This window comes from Allobosea sp. Root483D1 (genome assembly GCF_001429505.1).
In the GTDB taxonomy this organism is placed as follows: domain Bacteria; phylum Pseudomonadota; class Alphaproteobacteria; order Rhizobiales; family Beijerinckiaceae; genus Allobosea.
Genome location: NZ_LMJW01000011.1, coordinates 55,548 through 70,605 on the forward strand (window position 1 = coordinate 55,548; position 15,058 = coordinate 70,605).

Here is a 15,058-nt window from a genome sequence, read left to right on the forward strand (position 1 = left end):
TGAATTAAGACAAATAAGCTGAATTCCATATGATCCAGGCTCCGGACATCATACCTCGACATCGCGCCGCTGGCCGCTTCGTTCGAGGCTCTTCATGACCGCCTATCCCGACCTGCAGCTCTATATCGGCGGCGCCTGGCGCAAGACGTCCGACAGCCTGCCGGTGCTCAATCCGGCCGATGAGAATGTGATCGGGGCCGTCCCTGTGGCGACGCGCGCCGATCTCGATGACGCGCTGGCGGCGGCCAAGGACGGATTCAGGATCTGGAGCCGGACCTCGCCGCGCGCCCGTGGCGAGATCATGCTCAAGGCGGCGGCGCTGATGCGAGCCCGCATCGACGAGATCGCCTATGCGATCACGCTCGAGCATGGGAAGCCCTTCGCCCAGGCGCAGCTCGAGGTAATCCGCGGCTGCGAGTTCTTCGAATGGGACGCGGCCGAAGGCCAGCGCACCTATGGCCGGGTCATCCCGAGCGAGCCCGGCATCAAATACGTCGTGATGCACCAGCCGATCGGCATGGTTGCGGCGTTCTCGCCCTGGAACTTCCCGATGAGCCAGCCGGCGCGCAAGATCGCCGGTGCGCTGGCGGCCGGCTGCTCGATCATCCTGAAGGCGGCGGAGGAGACGCCTGCCGGCGCCATGCACATCGCTCGCGCTCTGCACGATGCCGGCCTGCCGCCCGGCGTGTTCAACCTGGTCTTCGGCATCCCGGCCGAGATCTCGCAATATCTGATCCCGCAGGAGCAGACCCGGCTGATCGCCTTCACCGGCTCGACGGCGGTCGGCAAGCATCTGACCCGGATCGCCGCCGACCATATGAAACCGGTGCTGATGGAGCTCGGTGGCCATGCCCCGGTGATCGTCTGCGACGATGTCGATCCGGTCGCGGCGGCAACAACCTCGGCGATCCGCAAGTCCCGCAATACCGGCCAGGTCTGCACCTCGCCGACGCGCTTCTTCGTCCAGAAGCCGATCTACGAGGCTTTCGCCAGGACCTTCGCCGAGAAGGCGCGCTCGGTCGTCGTCGGCAACGGTCTCGACGCTGCGACGCAGATGGGCCCGCTCGCCAATCATCGCCGCATCGAGGCGATGGAGACGCTGGTCGCCGACGCCAAGGCCAAGGGCGCGCGCGTGCTGGCCGGCGGCGAGCGCATCGGCAATCGCGGCTATTTTTTCCCGGTCACCGTGCTGGCCGACGTGCCGGACGAGGCCCGCGCCATGCGCGAGGAGCCGTTCGGACCGCTCGCCCTGATCAGCCCGGTCTCGTCGCTCGACGAGGCGATCGAGAAGGCGAATTCCTTGCCCTTTGGCCTGGCGGCTTATGCCTTCACACACTCGGCAAGCAATGCCGACCGCATCGCCGACGGGATCGAGGCGGGCAACGTCTCGATCAACACACTAGAGGCCTCGGTGGCCGAGACGCCCTTCGGCGGCGTCAAGGATAGCGGCTATGGCCGCGAGGGGGGCGCCGAGGGGTTGGCGCATTATACGGTCATCAAGACCGTCTCGCACCGCATGGCGATCTAGCCAGCGAACGAGGAGGAGGCAGTCGCATGAACTACGCCAGGAAAGACGCCAAGGCTTATGCCCGCGCCAATATGAAGGGCATCTGGGCGGCGGCGCTGACGCCCTTCACCCAGTCGCTCGCCATTGACGAGGATGGCGTGCGCGAGAACATCCGGCATTGGACGCAGGACCTGAAGATCGACGGCCTGTTCATCGCCGGCAAGCAGGGTGAGTTCTTCTCGATGTCGGTCGAGGAGCGCAAGCGCAGCTTCGAGCTCGCGGTCAAGGCCACGGCTGGCAAGGGCCAGACGATCATGTCCTGCTCCGACCAGAACATGGACGTCGTCATCGACCTCGCCAGGCACGCCCAGAAGGTCGGTGCCGACTACATCGTCGTGCACGCGCCGATCCTCCATTTCTTCAAGGCGCAGGACGAGACGCTCTACGAATACTACCGGACGATCGCCGAAAAGGTCGACATCGGCATCGCGCTCTGGAGCCATCCGGACTCGGGCTATCTGATGAGCCCGCAGCTCTGCAACCGCCTCGCCGACATCGAGAACGTCGTCGCGATCAAGTACAGCGTGCCGCGCGCCATGTATGCCGAACTGACCCGGCTCGCCGGCGACCGCATCCTGGTCAGCACCGCCTCGGAGGAGGAATGGCTCGACAACATCGTCGAGCTTGGCTGGCAGCTCTATCTCTGTTCCTCGCCGCCCTATCTGATCCAGAGTGCGAACGATCTGCGCATGCGCGAATACACCGATCTCGCCTTCGCCGGCGAGGTGGAGAAAGCGCAGGCCGTGCGCGACAGTCTGGCGCCGGTGCGTGAGGCGCTGCGTGTGACGCGGCCGGCCGAGAAGCCGCATGCACACCAGAAGTATTGGCAGGAGCTGCTGGGCCAGGTCGGCGGGCGCGTGCGGGCGCCGCTGCTCGAGCTGACGGAGGCTGAGAAGGCGGCGACGCGCGCCGCCTTCGAGAGCTGCGGGCTCAAGCTCGCGGCGAGCCGGCCCTTGGCGAAGGCCGGCTGAAATTCAGGTAGGACCGCATAAAACGGGAGAGGTGAAGCGATGGCGACCGAAGGACGGCTCAAGGCCTTCAACTTCAAGAAGTGGATCGAGGAGAACGAGCACCTGCTGAAGCCGCCGGTCGGCAACAAGAAGGTGTTCTCCGACGGCCAGATGACCGTGATGGTGGTCGGCGGTCCGAACCAGCGCGCCGATTTCCATGACGACCCGGTGGAAGAGTTCTTCTACCAGCTCAAGGGCGACATGATGCTGAAGCTGGTCGACGACGGGAAGCATTACGACGTGACGATCCGCGAGGGCGACGTCTTCCTGCTGCCGCCGCATGTGCGCCATTCGCCGCAGCGCCCGCAGGAGGGCTCGATCGGGCTCGTGGTCGAGCCGGCGCGCCATGCCGACCAGGTCGATGGCTTCGAATGGTACTGCTTCGAGTGCAACGGCCTGGTGCATCGCATCGAACTGAAGGTCGGGGATCTCGTGAAGGACCTGCCGCCGCTCTACGAGGCCTTCTTCGCTGACGAGAAGGCCCGCACCTGCAAGCAGTGCGGCGCCCTCCACCCCGGCCGGAAGCCGCCGGCCGGCTGGGTCGCGCTCTGAGCGATGAGAGAGGCGCCGGTCCGCCCGGCGCCTCGACGCGCTTGCGCTGCGATCCAAAATTGTTTTAAGCTTAAAATAATTTCGTACATTCCGACGCACAATGATCGGAGGAGGGGAACCATGCAGCACCGCAAATCAGTATGCCTCGGATTGATGCTGGCAGCCGCCGTCGCCTTGCCGGCGCTCGCCCAGCAAGCGCCGGTCAAGATCGGCATGGTCACCACGCTGTCGGGGCCGGGCGGCTATCTCGGCCAGGATATTCGCGACGCCTTCAAGCTCGCCATCGACATGGGCGGCGGCAAGCTCGGCGGCGTGCCGGTCGAGCTCGTGGTCGAGGACGATGCGCTGAAGCCCGGCCAGGGCAAGCAGATCGCCGAGAAGATGCTGAAGACCGACGGCATCAAGATCATGACCGGCATCGTCTTCTCGAACGTCGCTGGCGCGACCGTGCCCGATATCGTCGATGCCGGGGCGCTCTATGTCAGCCCAAATGCCGCGCCGTCGAACTTTGCCGGCAAGGAGTGCAACGAGAACTATTTCGTCGTCTCCTGGCAGAACGACAGCCTGCACGAGAGCGCCGGCCAGCACGCCACCAATCTCGGCTACAAGAAGGCCTTCATCCTCGCGCCGAACTACCAGGCCGGCAAGGATGCGCTTGCCGGCTTCAAGCGCCTGTTCAAGGGCGAGATCGTCGGCGAGGTCTATACCCGCCTCGACCAGACCGATTTCGCGCCGGAGATGGCGCAGATCCGCTCGGCCAATCCGGACGTGGTCTTCCAGTTCCATCCGGGCGGGCTCGGCATCGCCTTCCTGCGCCAGTACCAGCAGGCCGGCCTGCTCGGCAAAACCCCGATGGTGCTGGCCGAGCCGTCGCTCGACGCGACCACGCTCAAGGCCGTCGGCGAGGCCGCGCTCGGCCTCAGCGTCACCGCGCACTGGAACACCGACTTCGACAACGCCTCGAACAAGGCCTTCGTCGAGGCCTGGACCAAGGCCTACAACCGCGTGCCGACCTATTACGCCAGCCAGGGCTACGACACCGCGCTCGCCATCGCCTCGGCGCTGAAGGCGACCGGCGGCAAAACCGATGTGCCGGCGCTGCGCAAGGCGCTCGCCAAGGCCGATTTCCAGTCGGTGCGCGGCGCCTTCAAGTTCGGCACCAACCAGCACCCGGTCCAGGACTGGTATGCGCTCAAGGTCGAGAAGGGCGCGGACGGCACCCCGGTGCTGAAGACCTCGGGCAAGGTGCTGAGCAATCATGCCGACGCCTACGCCAAGGATTGCAAGCTCTGAGCGGAGGGCATGCCTCCTCCGCCTTGCTTCTTGCTTGAATCCTCTTTGGGAAAGTGAAGGGCGCGGGGAACCCTTCTCCCGTGTGGGAGAAGGGCAGGGATGAGGGCCTGCCCTAACAGCAGAAGGTGCTGCGGCACTGTATCCGCCCTAACGATTAACGGCGGTCCCTCACCCCTGCCCCTCTCCCATCCGGGAGAGGGGTGCCCCGCGCGATCCTTCAATGGCTCCAGGCCAAGCCCAAGCATCTCATCCTTTTCCGGTGCATGATCGGCTCATGACCCTCGTTCTCGAACAACTGCTCAACGGCCTGCAGTTCGGCGTGATGCTGTTCCTGCTCGCTGCCGGGCTGACGCTGATCTTCGGCATCATGGGCGTGATCAACCTCGCCCATGGCTCGCTCTACATGGTTGGCGCCTATGCCGCCGCCTTCGCCGCGGCGCAGACCGGCTCGGTCATCATCGCCATCTTTGCTGGCCTCGCGGCTGCGGCCCTGGCCGGCATGGCGATGGAGCTCTTCGTGCTGCGCCGGCTCTACGCCCGCGACCATCTCGACCAGGTGCTGGCGACCTTCGCGCTGATCCTGATCTTCAACCAGGGCGTGACGATCCTGTTCGGGCGCCAGCCGCTCTTCGTCTCGGTTCCGCCGGCGCTCAACGGCTCGGTCGAGCTGCTGCCCGGGCTGATCTATCCGGTCTATCGGCTGATCATCATCGCGGTCGGCTTGGCCGTCGCGCTTGGGCTCTATTTGCTGATCAACCGCACCCGCATCGGCATGCTGGTCAGGGCCGGCGCGACGCATCGCGAGATGGTCCGGGCGCTCGGCGTCGATATCCGCCTGCTCTACACCGCTGTCTTCGGGCTGGGTGCCCTGCTCGCCGGTCTCGCCGGGCTGATGGCCGGTCCGATTCTGGCAGTCCAAGTCGGCATGGGCGAGCAGATCCTGATCATGACTTTCGTCGTCGTGGTGATCGGCGGCGTCGGCTCGATCCGTGGCGCCTTTTTCGGCGCGCTGCTCGTCGGCCTCGTCGACACCTCCCTGCGTGCCTTCCTGCCCGGCCTGCTGCGCCAGGTCATGGCCGGTTCGGAAGCCGATGCGCTCGGTGCCGGCCTCGCCTCGATGGGCATCTACATGCTGATGGCCGTGGTGCTGCTGGTGCGGCCCAAAGGACTCTTCCCCGCCAATGTCTGAGGACGCCATCACTCACGCGAGGCCATCCGCGCCGACTGCAGGCCGCGCCTTGGCGCTTCTCGCACTGGCGCTGGGCCTCGTCGCATTGCCCTTCCTCGTGCAGGCGCTCGGCCAGCCGGCACTGGTGCCGCTGGCGACCCGCGTGCTGATCTATGCGATCGCCGCCGCCAGCCTCAATCTGGCGCTCGGCTTCGGCGGCATGGTCTCGTTCGGGCACGCGGCCTTCTTCGGCGTCGGCGGCTATGTCGTCGGCATCCTCTACCGAACCTATGTCGACGACGGGCTCTTCCTCGGCCTGATCCCGGGCACGAGCCAGCTTCTGATCACGCTGCCTGCCGCGATCCTGGTCGGCGGCCTGCTCGCCCTGCTGATCGGCGCGCTCTGCCTGCGCACCAGCGGCGTGCAGTTCATCATGATCACGCTCGCCTTTGCGCAGATGCTGTTCTTCCTGTTCGTCTCGCTCAAGGCCTATGGCGGCGATGACGGCATGACGATCCGCCGCCGCAACGAGCTGTTCGGCCTCAACACCCGCGACGACATCACCTTCTATTTCATCTGCCTTGCCGCCGCGGTGCTGGTGTTCCTCGCTCTCTGGCGCATCATCGGCTCGCGCTTCGGCATGGTGCTGGCCGGCATCCGCCAGAACGAGCGGCGCATGGCGGCGATCGGCATCGCGCCCTATCACTACAAGCTCGCCGCCTTCGTGATCTCCGGCATGGGCACCGGCCTCGCCGGCGCGCTGATGGCGAACTATCTGCGCTTCGTCAGCCCGGACATGCTGCACTGGACCAAGTCGGGCGAGCTGATGATCATGGTCATCCTCGGCGGCGTCGGTACCTTGCTCGGCCCGCTCTTCGGCGCCGCCGCGCTCGTCATATTGGAGACGGTGCTGACCTCCTGGACCGAGCATTGGCAGCTCATCCTCGGCCCGATCCTCCTGCTCGTCGTCCTGTTCACGCAAGGCGGACTCAACGGGCTGTTCAGCCGGCTTGGCATCGGCAGGAGCGAGCGATGAGCCAGCCGCTCCTCTCAGTCCGCGGCCTGCGCAAGCGCTTCGGCGGCCTGATCGCGACCGATAGCGTCGATCTCGACGTCGTCGAGGGCGAGATCCATGCGCTGATCGGCCCCAACGGTGCCGGCAAGACGACGCTGCTGACCCAGCTCTTCGGCGAGCTCAGCCATGATGCCGGGGAGATCAGGCTCGAGGGCGAAGCGATCGATGCGCTGGCAACGCCGCAGCGCGTCCGGCGCGGCCTCGCCCGCACCTTCCAGATCAACCAGCTGTTGCCCGACTTCAGCATGCTCGACAATGTCGCGCTCGCGGTGCAGGCGCGGCAGGGGCACAGTTTCCGTTTCTTCGCCAATGCCCGCCGCGACAAGGGCCTGCGCCAGCGCGCTCGCGAGCATCTCACGGCGGCCGGCCTCGCCCATCGGGCCGAGGTCAGGGTCGCCGATCTCTCCCATGGCGAGCAGAAGCAGCTCGAATTTGCCATCGCGCTCGCCTGCGAACCGCGCCTGCTGCTGCTCGACGAGCCGATGGCGGGCCTGGGCCATGCCGAGAGCGAGCAGATGGTCGCGATGCTCCTGGGGCTGAAGGGCCGCGTCACCATGCTGCTGGTCGAGCACGACATGGATGCGGTCTTTGCCCTCGCCGACCGGATCTCGGTGCTGGTCTATGGCCGCATCATCGCGACCGGGACGGCAGAGGAGATCCGCGACAACCAGGACGTCCGCACCGCCTATCTCGGCGAGGGAGACGCCTGATGCTGAGCGTGCGTAACCTGCAATCGGCTTATGGCGCGAGCCAGGTCCTGTTCGATGTCGGCCTCGATATCGGCGAGGGCGAGGTCGTGACCCTGCTCGGCCGCAACGGCATGGGCAAGACCACGACGGTGCGCTCGATCATGGGGCTGCTGGCTCCGAAAGGCGGCGAGATCAGCTTCGACGGCCGCGCGCTCCGGGGTAGCGCACCGGAGGTGATCGCCCGCTGTGGCGTCGGCCTGGTGCCGGAAGGGCGGCAGGTCTTCCCGACCCTGAGCGTGCGCGAGAACCTCATTGCCACCGCTGCGAACCGGCTCGGGCGCGCCGCGCCCTGGACGCTGAACCGTGTCTACGCCCTGTTCCCGCGCCTTCAGGAACGCGCCGGCCAGTCCGCCCGCACGCTTTCCGGGGGCGAGCAGCAGATGCTCGCGGTCGGCCGGGCGCTGATGACCAATCCCAAGCTCCTGATCCTCGACGAGGCGACCGAGGGGCTGGCGCCGGTGATCCGCGCCGAGATCTGGCGTTGCCTCGAGGCGCTCAAGGCGCAGGGCCAGTCGATCCTGCTGATCGACAAGAATATCGCCGTGCTCAAGCGCCTCGCCGACCGCCACTACATCATCGAGAAGGGGCGCACGGTCTGGTCCGGCTCCAGCGCCGAACTCGCGGCCCAGGCGGAGATGGTGCATCGCTATGTCGGCGTCTGAGGTCAGCACCGGGGAGATCGTCGCTCACAGCGCTGCGAATGATCCCGTCGAAGCATTGCGTGACGCGCTGAGCGAGATTCTGGCCGGCCTGGTCGCTGCTGGTTGCGGTCCGCACCATCTCGTCGGCATGGACTGGGAGTCCGCCGATCCGGCCGCTTTTCACATCTCGCGCCACGCAGTCGAGCTGGCCTATCGCGAAGTTTTCGTCGGCTTCCGGCCACCAATCAGGCTGCGGCCATCGGCGGGGCAGGGGCTGACGGTTCGGGCCCGTTTCGGTCCACCACAACCACCGCCGGACATCGAGGTCGAGGGCTACCCGCTGCGCGAACTCGCGCGACAGTATAGCCCGCGCCTGCAGGCCGACATGAAGGCGCTGCTCCGGCAGTGGAGCCGGGATGGCGCGGCCTTTCGCGCCGACCATGCCGGGCTCGACCTTGCCTATGGCCCGGGCCGCTTCGAGACCCTCGACCTCTATCGCCCGGCCGGCACGCAGCGCGCTCCGATCTTCGTCTTCGTCCATGGCGGCTATTGGCAGGCCACCGACAAGATCCAGCATGCCCAGTTCGCGCAAGGGTTGCTCGAGGCCGGCTTCGGCGTCGCCATGCCGAATTACGGATTGGCGCCAGACACACCGCTCGAAGCGAGCATCGCGCAAACCGTCGCAGCGCTGAACTTTCTCGTCGGCGAGGCCGGTTCACTCGGCCTCGACCCGGCGCAGCTGCACCTCTCCGGCCATTCAGCCGGCGCCCACCTCGCGGCGATGGCGCTGTGCGAGCCCGCTGCGCCGCCGATCGCCTCGGCGCTGCTGCTCTCCGGACTCTATGATCTCAGGCCGCTCGGACATCTGCCGATCGGGCGTCTGCTCGGTCTCGACGATGCCGAGCGAGCGGCGCGGCTCAGCCCGCTTGGTCGACTACGCCCAGCCAGCACACGCCTTGCCTTCGCCGTCGGCGAGGGCGAGAGCGAGGCGTTCAAGCGGCAATCGGCGATGCTGGCAACGGCTTGGCGGGCAACCGAGCCGCCGATCTGCCCCGGCCATCATTTCAGCATGCTCGACGGGCTGAACGGTGGCGCGCTGCTCGACCTCGCCTTGCGGACGGCGGGGCGATGACCGGCCGCCTGCGCAGGCCGCTCCGGATTGCGTTGATCGGATGGGGCGCGATCAATCGGCATGTCGCCGGTCTGCTATCGCGATCGGCGGTTGCCGAGGCCGTCTCGATCGTCGCCATCGGCGTGCGTTCGCCGGTGCGCGCGCAGGATATCCCGGCTGGCGCGAGCCTCCTGACCGATCCGCGGCAGCTTGCCGGGCTCGACCTCGATTTCGTGGCGGAAGCGGCAGGGCAACCGGCTGTCGCGGTCTGGGGCGAGAGCGCCTTGCGACAGGCGGGAGCATTTGCGGTGACCTCGACCGGCGCGCTGGGCGACACGGCGCTGCTCGACCGCCTCGTCTCGGTGGCGGACGCCGCCGGCAGCCAGCTTATCGTCACGCCCGGTGCGCTCGCCGGTATCGACGCGCTCGCAGCGGCCTCAGTGCTGCCGCTCGACGAGGTCGTCCACGGCATCGTCAAGCCGCCGGCGGCGTGGCGAGGCACGCCGGCCGAGACCCTTGTCGCGCTCGACGAATTGACCGCGCCAATCGCTTTCTTCACCGGCTCGGCCCGCGAGGCGGCCGCGCGCTTTCCCCAGAACGCCAATGTCGCGGTGATCTCGGCGCTCGCCGGCATCGGGCTGGACCGGACCCGTGTCGAGCTCGTCGCCGACCCCGGCATCACTTCCAATTGCCACCGCTTGAGCGCACGCGGCGCGTTCGGCCGCCTCAGCGTCTCGATCGAGAACAGGCCGCTCGCCGACAACCCGAAATCGTCGGAAATGGCGGCGCTGAGCCTGGTGCGGGCAATCAGCAACCGTGTCAGCCCGCTCGCACGATAGAGTTCCGGCACGAGGTTGGACCGTGTCGCCGGTTCACAGCCGGCTCGGCGGCGGGCGCTCGCCCGCATAGGTACGCGCCGGCGGGCCGCGAATGGTGTCGCGCTCTGTCGGGCGCGTGTTCCAATGGCCGACAGCGAAGGCGATTATCTGGGTCGCGTGGCTGCAGCGCCGACGACGTCTACAATCTCATCGCCGCGACAGTCGCCCAGGCAAATGAGGAGACAAGGCCTCTATAGTCGAAAGCAGCGGTGCGGACCGCGATGATCACGCCCGAGACATGGCCCGCCTCGGAGGTCCAGCCGACCATCGGCCGATCCTCCCGAAGCCGAACGGAACGGCCGCGGCCGGCAGGGGCCGCGGCCGAGATCGTCACAGGTCGACCGGCTTGCCCGAAGTCTCTTCTTCCAGCGTCACGGCGATGTCGGCATTGGCGGAGAGACGCACCTTGTCGCCTTCGACACCCGCGACGAAGCCGAGCTCGATATAGTGATGATGCCCCTCGTGCCGGCCGTAAGCATCGCTCTTCTTGAGCTTGATGCGCTCGTCCTCGACGCGATCGACCGCTCCGACATGGACGCCGTCGGCGCCGATGACCTCCATGCCTTCCCTGACCTTGTCTTTCATCTTGACGTCCTCCTGAATTGAAATCTGTCGGCTGCCGAAATCACCGCCGCGAGAGACCGCTCCCCTCAGGCGGGCAAAAGCCTAACTGCCCGCGCTCACCTCAGTTCCAGTTCGTCCTCGTCCACCATCGCCGGCTTCTTGCCGTTGAAGGTCAGGCCGTCTTTCCTGGCCGACGCGAGCAGGCTCGAACTTGCGAGGAGATGAAGCCCTTGCAGGAGCAGGCACAACTGGCGTTCTCTTGCTCGTCCGACGCCCGTTCATCAGCTACTCCAGCCTTCAGGAATCCGCGATGCCCGATGCCTTCTCCTTCGAGGCCCTGAAGACCGCGGTGGCGGCCGGGGAGATCGACACCGTCATCGTCGCCATGGTCGACATGGCCGGGCAGTTGATCGGCAAGCGCTTCCACGCCGAACATTTCGTCGCGACCGCGCATGACGAGACCCATGCCTGCAATTATTTGCTGGCAAATGACATCGATATGGAGCCGGTCCCCGGCTATGCCGCCGCCAACTGGGCGAAGGGTTATGGCGATTTCGTGCTGAAGCCGGACCTGACGACGCTGCGGCGCATAGCCTGGCTGCCCGGCACTGCGCTGGTCATCGCCGATGTGCTCGACCATCACAGCCATGAGGACGTGCCGCATTCACCGCGCGGCATGCTGAAGAAGCAGCTCGCTCGCCTGCAGGCCATGGGCATCAAGGCCTATTTCGCCACCGAGCTCGAATTCTATCTGTTCGACGAGAGCTTTGAAGCGATCCACGCCAAGGGCTACCGCGAGCCGAAGACGGCCGGTTACTACATCGAGGATTACCACGTCTTCCAGACCACCAAGGAAGAGCCGGTGATGCGGGCGATCCGCAACGGGCTGCACGACAGCGGCATCCCGGTCGAGAATTCCAAGGGCGAATGGGGCCCGGGCCAGGCCGAGATCAATGTCCGCTATGCCGACGCACTCGACATGGCCGACCGCCATGTCGTGATCAAGAACGGCATCAAGGAGATCGCCCACGCCCAGGGCAAGGCCGTCACCTTCATGTCGAAATGGCGCTATGACCTCGCCGGCTCGTCGAGCCATGTCCACGCCTCGCTCTGGGACGCGAAGGGAGAGACATCGCTCTTCGCCGACCCCAATGGCGCCCACGGCATGTCGGAGCTGATGCGCCAGTATGTGGCGGGCCAGCTCGCCCATGCCCGCGAGATCACCTATTTCCTGGCGCCCTACATCAACTCCTACAAGCGCTTCCAGCAGGTCGGTACCTTCGCGCCGACGCGCGCCGTCTGGAGCGACGACAACCGAACCGCCGGCTTCCGGCTCTGCGGCGCCGGCAGCAAGGCCATCCGCATCGAGTGCCGGATCGGCGGCTCCGACTTCAACCCCTATCTCGCCTTCGCCGCGCTGATCGCGGCGGGCCTCTCCGGCATCGAGCGGAAGCTCGAACTGGAGCCGGCCTTCGTCGGCGATGCCTATGGCGGGGCGGAGCTGCGCCAGATTCCCAACACGCTGCGCGAGGCGACGCAGACGCTCGACGGCTCGCGGATGCTGCGGGCCGCAATGGGCGATGCCGTCGTGGACCATTACGTCCATACCGCGCGCTGGGAGCAGCTCGAATATGACCGCCGCATCACCGACTGGGAACTGAAGCGCGGCTTCGAACGCTACTGAGACAGAGATGGGCTCGACGATGACTGATGTGCTGCGCTGCGTTTCGCCCGTGGATGGGCGTGTCTATGCCGAAAGACCTGCCGCCACCGATGCTGCGATCTCAGTTGCGCTGGCGGCCGCCCGCGAGGCCCAGCGCGCCTGGCGCAAGCTCGATATCGCTCGCCGCGCCGAACTCTCCTCGGCCTTCGTCGAGGCGATGCTGGCGATGAAGGACGAGATCGTCCCCGAGCTCGCCTGGCAGATGGGCCGGCCGGTGCGCTACGGCGCCGGCGAATTGCGTGGGTTCGAGGAGCGCGCCCGCCACATGATCGGGCTCGCCGAAACCGCGCTCGCACCGCTGCGGCCAGAGCCAAAAGACAAGTTCGAGCGCTGGATCGCGCGCGAGCCGCTCGGCGTCGTCATGGTCGTCGCGCCCTGGAACTATCCCTATCTCACCGCGGTCAACACGGTGGTGCCGGCTCTGATGGCGGGCAATGCCGTCATCCTGAAGCACGCGGCCCAGACCCTGCTGGTCGGCGAGCGCTTCCAGAAGGCCGCGGAGGCTGCAGGGTTTCCAGCCGGGCTGTTCCAGAATCTTTTGTTGAGCCACGCGCAGACGGGCCGGATCATCGCCGAGCGCCAAGTCGACCAGGTCAACTTCACCGGCTCGGTCGCCGGTGGCAAGGCGATGGAGGCGGCCGCCAGCGGCAGCTTCATCGGCCTCGGGCTCGAGCTCGGCGGCAAGGACCCCGCCTATGTCCGAGCCGATGCCAACCTCGCGCAGGCGGTCGAGAACCTGGTCGACGGCGCCTTCTTCAATTCCGGCCAGTCCTGCTGCGGCGTCGAGCGCATCTATGTCCATCGCGACCTCTATCCGAAGTTCGTCGAGGGCTTCGTCGAACTGACGAAAACCTATGTGCTCGGCGATCCGCTCGACGAGGCGACGACGCTGGGCCCGATGGTGAAGGCCGAGGCCGCCGAGTTCGCCCGCGGCCAGGTCACGGATGCCGTGCGCGCCGGCGCCAGGGCGCTGGTCGCACCCGAGCTCTTCCCGCGCGATCGTGTCGGCACGCCCTATATGGCGCCGCAGGTCGTGGTCGACCTGAACCATCAGATGAGCCTGATGCGCGAGGAGAGTTTCGCGCCCACCGTCGGCATCATGGCGGTTGCCGATGACGAGGAAGCGGTCGCGCTGATGAACGACAGCCCTTATGGGCTGACCGCTTCGCTCTGGACTGAAGATCCGGCGGCCGCCGCGCGCCTCGGCGCCGAGATCGAGACCGGCACGGTCTTCATGAACCGCTGCGACTACCTCGACCCGGCGCTGGCCTGGACCGGCGTCAAGGACACCGGGCGCGGCGCAACGCTCTCCCGCATCGGCTACGAGATGCTGACCCGTCCGAAATCCTTCCATTTCCGCACTGTTTTCTGAACGAGGCGACCCGTGACGCTGAAGGCTAACTGGAACTACCCCACCGCTGTCCGCTTCGGACCCGGGCGCATCGCCGAACTCGTGCAGGCTTGCCGCGCCGCCGGCATCGAGCGCCCACTGCTCGTCACCGATTCCGGCCTGTCCGGCCTGCCGATGATCAAGGACGCGATGGCGCGGCTCAGCACCGAGGGGCTGAAAGTCACGCTGTTCGACCGCGTCCAGGCCAATCCCGTCGCGGCCAATGTCGAAGATGGGCTCAGCGTCTTCCGGGACAGCGGTAGCGACGGCGTCATCGCCTTCGGCGGTGGCTCGGCGCTCGATTGCGGCAAGGTCGTCGCCTTCATGGCGGGGCAGAGCCGCCCGATGTGGGATTTCGAGGATGTCGGCGACTGGTGGACGCGCGCCGATCCCGCCGGCATCGCCCCGATCATCGCCATTCCGACCACGGCCGGCACCGGCTCGGAGGTCGGCCGCGCCGGCGTGATCACCGACGAGACGACGCAGACCAAGAAGGTGATCTTCCACCCGAAGATGATGCCGCAGATCGTGATCTGCGATCCCGAGCTCACCGTCGGCCTGCCGCCGAAGGTGACGGTCGGCGCCGGCATGGACGCGCTGGCGCATTGCCTCGAGGCCTATTGTGCGCCCGGCTTCCACCCGCTGGCGGACGGGATCGCGCTCGAAGGCATCCGGCTCTGCAAGGTCTTCCTGCCGCGTGCAGTCGCCGATGGCAGCGATATAGAGGCGCGGGCGCAGATGATGGCTGCCGCGGCGATGGGCGCGACCGCCTTCCAGAAGGGGCTCGGCGCCATCCACGCCTTGTCTCACCCGGTCGGCTCGGTGCACCACACCCATCACGGCATGACCAACGCCGTGTTCATGCCCTATGTCCTCGTCTTCAACCGCCCGGCGATCGAGGAGAAGATCGCGCGCCTTGCCGCCTATCTCGGCCTCGAGCCGAGCTTCGACGCCTTCTTCGCCTGGATCGTCACCCTGCGCCGCGAGCTCGGCGTGCCCGATACGCTCACCGCCTTCGGCGTGACCGGGCTCGACTACGGCAGGCTGGCGAAGATGGCGATCGTCGACCCGACCGCCGGCGGCAATCCCGTGCCCCTCACCGAGGCCGCCGCCGAGGCCTTGTTCCGGGAGGCTACAGGGTGATGCAGCGCGCGAAGGCGTGCATGGCGAGATCAGCGAGATAGGTCTGCTTGGGAGCCACTGGCGGTCAGCAGAGGGATTTCGCCAGATCTCGCGCGCCAATACGCGGGTCGTCCATCATCGGATTGGTCAGCGGCGAGCTTCTCCGACTCGAATCGGCTGCGCGCATGACGGTTCATGTGCCGGAGCGACAGCTG

At 66.6% G+C, this 15,058-nt stretch carries 16 protein-coding genes; 13 read left to right on the plus strand and 3 right to left on the minus strand.

What is annotated here, in order from left to right:
• Positions 1–94 precede the first annotated feature (94 nt).
• The 10 genes from ASE66_RS10115 to ASE66_RS10160 all read left to right on the plus strand — a co-directional run bounded on the left by ASE66_RS10115 (position 95) and on the right by ASE66_RS10160 (position 10,005).
• The gene (locus ASE66_RS10115; protein ID WP_057189501.1) at positions 95–1,528 is read left to right on the plus strand and encodes an NAD-dependent succinate-semialdehyde dehydrogenase; all 1,434 of its coding nucleotides are present in this window, start codon (positions 95–97) and stop codon (positions 1,526–1,528) included.
• A gap of 26 nt (positions 1,529–1,554) precedes the next feature.
• A complete protein-coding gene (locus ASE66_RS10120) occupies positions 1,555–2,538 on the plus strand; it encodes a dihydrodipicolinate synthase family protein (RefSeq protein ID WP_057189502.1) in 984 nt (327 codons plus the stop codon).
• Positions 2,539–2,577: 39 nt separating this feature from the next.
• Entirely contained in the window at positions 2,578–3,129 is a 552-nt protein-coding gene (locus ASE66_RS10125) for a 3-hydroxyanthranilate 3,4-dioxygenase (protein ID WP_057189503.1), read from the plus strand.
• A gap of 120 nt (positions 3,130–3,249) precedes the next feature.
• Complete coding sequence (locus ASE66_RS10130; RefSeq protein WP_057189504.1) at positions 3,250–4,422, plus strand: ABC transporter substrate-binding protein; 1,173 nt, start codon at positions 3,250–3,252, stop codon at positions 4,420–4,422.
• A 274-nt stretch (positions 4,423–4,696) separates the two neighbouring features.
• Positions 4,697–5,611 (plus strand): branched-chain amino acid ABC transporter permease, encoded by a 915-nt coding sequence (locus ASE66_RS10135; RefSeq protein ID WP_057189505.1) that lies wholly within the window; start codon positions 4,697–4,699, stop codon positions 5,609–5,611.
• On the plus strand, positions 5,604–6,626 hold the full coding sequence (locus ASE66_RS10140; RefSeq protein WP_082613335.1) for a branched-chain amino acid ABC transporter permease: 1,023 nt from the start codon (positions 5,604–5,606) through the stop codon (positions 6,624–6,626). The genes ASE66_RS10135 and ASE66_RS10140 overlap by 8 nt, the downstream gene beginning before the upstream one ends.
• Positions 6,623–7,375: an ABC transporter ATP-binding protein gene (locus ASE66_RS10145; RefSeq protein WP_057189507.1), complete on the plus strand. Its 753-nt coding sequence runs from the start codon at positions 6,623–6,625 to the stop codon at positions 7,373–7,375. The genes ASE66_RS10140 and ASE66_RS10145 overlap by 4 nt, the downstream gene beginning before the upstream one ends.
• A complete protein-coding gene (locus ASE66_RS10150) occupies positions 7,375–8,076 on the plus strand; it encodes an ABC transporter ATP-binding protein (protein WP_057189508.1) in 702 nt (233 codons plus the stop codon). Before ASE66_RS10145 ends, ASE66_RS10150 begins: the two co-directional genes overlap by 1 nt.
• Positions 8,063–9,187 carry an alpha/beta hydrolase gene (locus tag ASE66_RS10155; RefSeq protein ID WP_057189509.1) on the plus strand — a complete coding sequence of 375 codons (1,125 nt, stop codon included), beginning with the start codon at positions 8,063–8,065 and terminating at the stop codon, positions 9,185–9,187. The genes ASE66_RS10150 and ASE66_RS10155 overlap by 14 nt, the downstream gene beginning before the upstream one ends.
• On the plus strand, positions 9,184–10,005 hold the full coding sequence (locus tag ASE66_RS10160; RefSeq protein WP_057189510.1) for an aspartate dehydrogenase: 822 nt from the start codon (positions 9,184–9,186) through the stop codon (positions 10,003–10,005). The genes ASE66_RS10155 and ASE66_RS10160 overlap by 4 nt, the downstream gene beginning before the upstream one ends.
• Before the next feature lie 178 nt (positions 10,006–10,183).
• Here ASE66_RS10160 and ASE66_RS33670 read toward each other — a convergent pair whose 3' ends face one another.
• The 3 genes from ASE66_RS33670 to ASE66_RS33675 all read right to left on the minus strand — a co-directional run bounded on the left by ASE66_RS33670 (position 10,184) and on the right by ASE66_RS33675 (position 10,856).
• Positions 10,184–10,312 (minus strand): hypothetical protein, encoded by a 129-nt coding sequence (locus ASE66_RS33670; protein ID WP_274532947.1) that lies wholly within the window; start codon positions 10,310–10,312, stop codon positions 10,184–10,186.
• Positions 10,313–10,374: 62 nt separating this feature from the next.
• Positions 10,375–10,629 (minus strand): DUF2171 domain-containing protein, encoded by a 255-nt coding sequence (locus ASE66_RS10165; protein ID WP_057189511.1) that lies wholly within the window; start codon positions 10,627–10,629, stop codon positions 10,375–10,377.
• A gap of 95 nt (positions 10,630–10,724) precedes the next feature.
• Positions 10,725–10,856, minus strand: a complete 132-nt coding sequence (locus tag ASE66_RS33675) for a hypothetical protein (RefSeq protein ID WP_274532948.1) — start codon at positions 10,854–10,856, stop codon at positions 10,725–10,727.
• Between the two features lie 62 nt (positions 10,857–10,918).
• On the opposite strand from ASE66_RS33675, the gene ASE66_RS10170 reads away from it, so the two are divergent.
• Genes ASE66_RS10170 through ASE66_RS10180 form a run of 3 tightly spaced genes read left to right on the plus strand, consistent with a single transcriptional unit; the run spans position 10,919 to position 14,864 of the window.
• Positions 10,919–12,292 carry a glutamine synthetase family protein gene (locus tag ASE66_RS10170; protein ID WP_057189512.1) on the plus strand — a complete coding sequence of 458 codons (1,374 nt, stop codon included), beginning with the start codon at positions 10,919–10,921 and terminating at the stop codon, positions 12,290–12,292.
• 19 nt (positions 12,293–12,311) lie between these two features.
• Positions 12,312–13,703, plus strand: a complete 1,392-nt coding sequence (locus ASE66_RS10175; RefSeq protein WP_057189884.1) for an aldehyde dehydrogenase family protein — start codon at positions 12,312–12,314, stop codon at positions 13,701–13,703.
• A 12-nt stretch (positions 13,704–13,715) separates the two neighbouring features.
• The gene (locus tag ASE66_RS10180; protein ID WP_057189513.1) at positions 13,716–14,864 is read left to right on the plus strand and encodes an iron-containing alcohol dehydrogenase; all 1,149 of its coding nucleotides are present in this window, start codon (positions 13,716–13,718) and stop codon (positions 14,862–14,864) included.
• Positions 14,865–15,058: the final 194 nt, after the last annotated feature.

What these genes read in the sequence shown, in the direction of transcription:
- ASE66_RS10165 (WP_057189511.1), bottom strand. Translation starts at nt 10,629, where the DNA reads ATGAAAGACAAGGTCAGGGAAGGCATGGAGGTCATCGGCGCCGACGGC.
- ASE66_RS10175 (WP_057189884.1), top strand. Translation starts at nt 12,312, where the DNA reads ATGACTGATGTGCTGCGCTGCGTTTCGCCCGTGGATGGGCGTGTCTAT.
- ASE66_RS10135 (WP_057189505.1), top strand. Translation starts at nt 4,697, where the DNA reads ATGACCCTCGTTCTCGAACAACTGCTCAACGGCCTGCAGTTCGGCGTG.
- ASE66_RS10130 (WP_057189504.1), top strand. Translation starts at nt 3,250, where the DNA reads ATGCAGCACCGCAAATCAGTATGCCTCGGATTGATGCTGGCAGCCGCC.
- ASE66_RS10140 (WP_082613335.1), top strand. Translation starts at nt 5,604, where the DNA reads ATGTCTGAGGACGCCATCACTCACGCGAGGCCATCCGCGCCGACTGCA.
- ASE66_RS10170 (WP_057189512.1), top strand. Translation starts at nt 10,919, where the DNA reads ATGCCCGATGCCTTCTCCTTCGAGGCCCTGAAGACCGCGGTGGCGGCC.
- ASE66_RS10120 (WP_057189502.1), top strand. Translation starts at nt 1,555, where the DNA reads ATGAACTACGCCAGGAAAGACGCCAAGGCTTATGCCCGCGCCAATATG.
- ASE66_RS10115 (WP_057189501.1), top strand. Translation starts at nt 95, where the DNA reads ATGACCGCCTATCCCGACCTGCAGCTCTATATCGGCGGCGCCTGGCGC.
- ASE66_RS10125 (WP_057189503.1), top strand. Translation starts at nt 2,578, where the DNA reads ATGGCGACCGAAGGACGGCTCAAGGCCTTCAACTTCAAGAAGTGGATC.
- ASE66_RS33670 (WP_274532947.1), bottom strand. Translation starts at nt 10,312, where the DNA reads ATGGTCGGCTGGACCTCCGAGGCGGGCCATGTCTCGGGCGTGATCATC.
- ASE66_RS10145 (WP_057189507.1), top strand. Translation starts at nt 6,623, where the DNA reads ATGAGCCAGCCGCTCCTCTCAGTCCGCGGCCTGCGCAAGCGCTTCGGC.
- ASE66_RS10150 (WP_057189508.1), top strand. Translation starts at nt 7,375, where the DNA reads ATGCTGAGCGTGCGTAACCTGCAATCGGCTTATGGCGCGAGCCAGGTC.
- ASE66_RS10160 (WP_057189510.1), top strand. Translation starts at nt 9,184, where the DNA reads ATGACCGGCCGCCTGCGCAGGCCGCTCCGGATTGCGTTGATCGGATGG.
- ASE66_RS10155 (WP_057189509.1), top strand. Translation starts at nt 8,063, where the DNA reads ATGTCGGCGTCTGAGGTCAGCACCGGGGAGATCGTCGCTCACAGCGCT.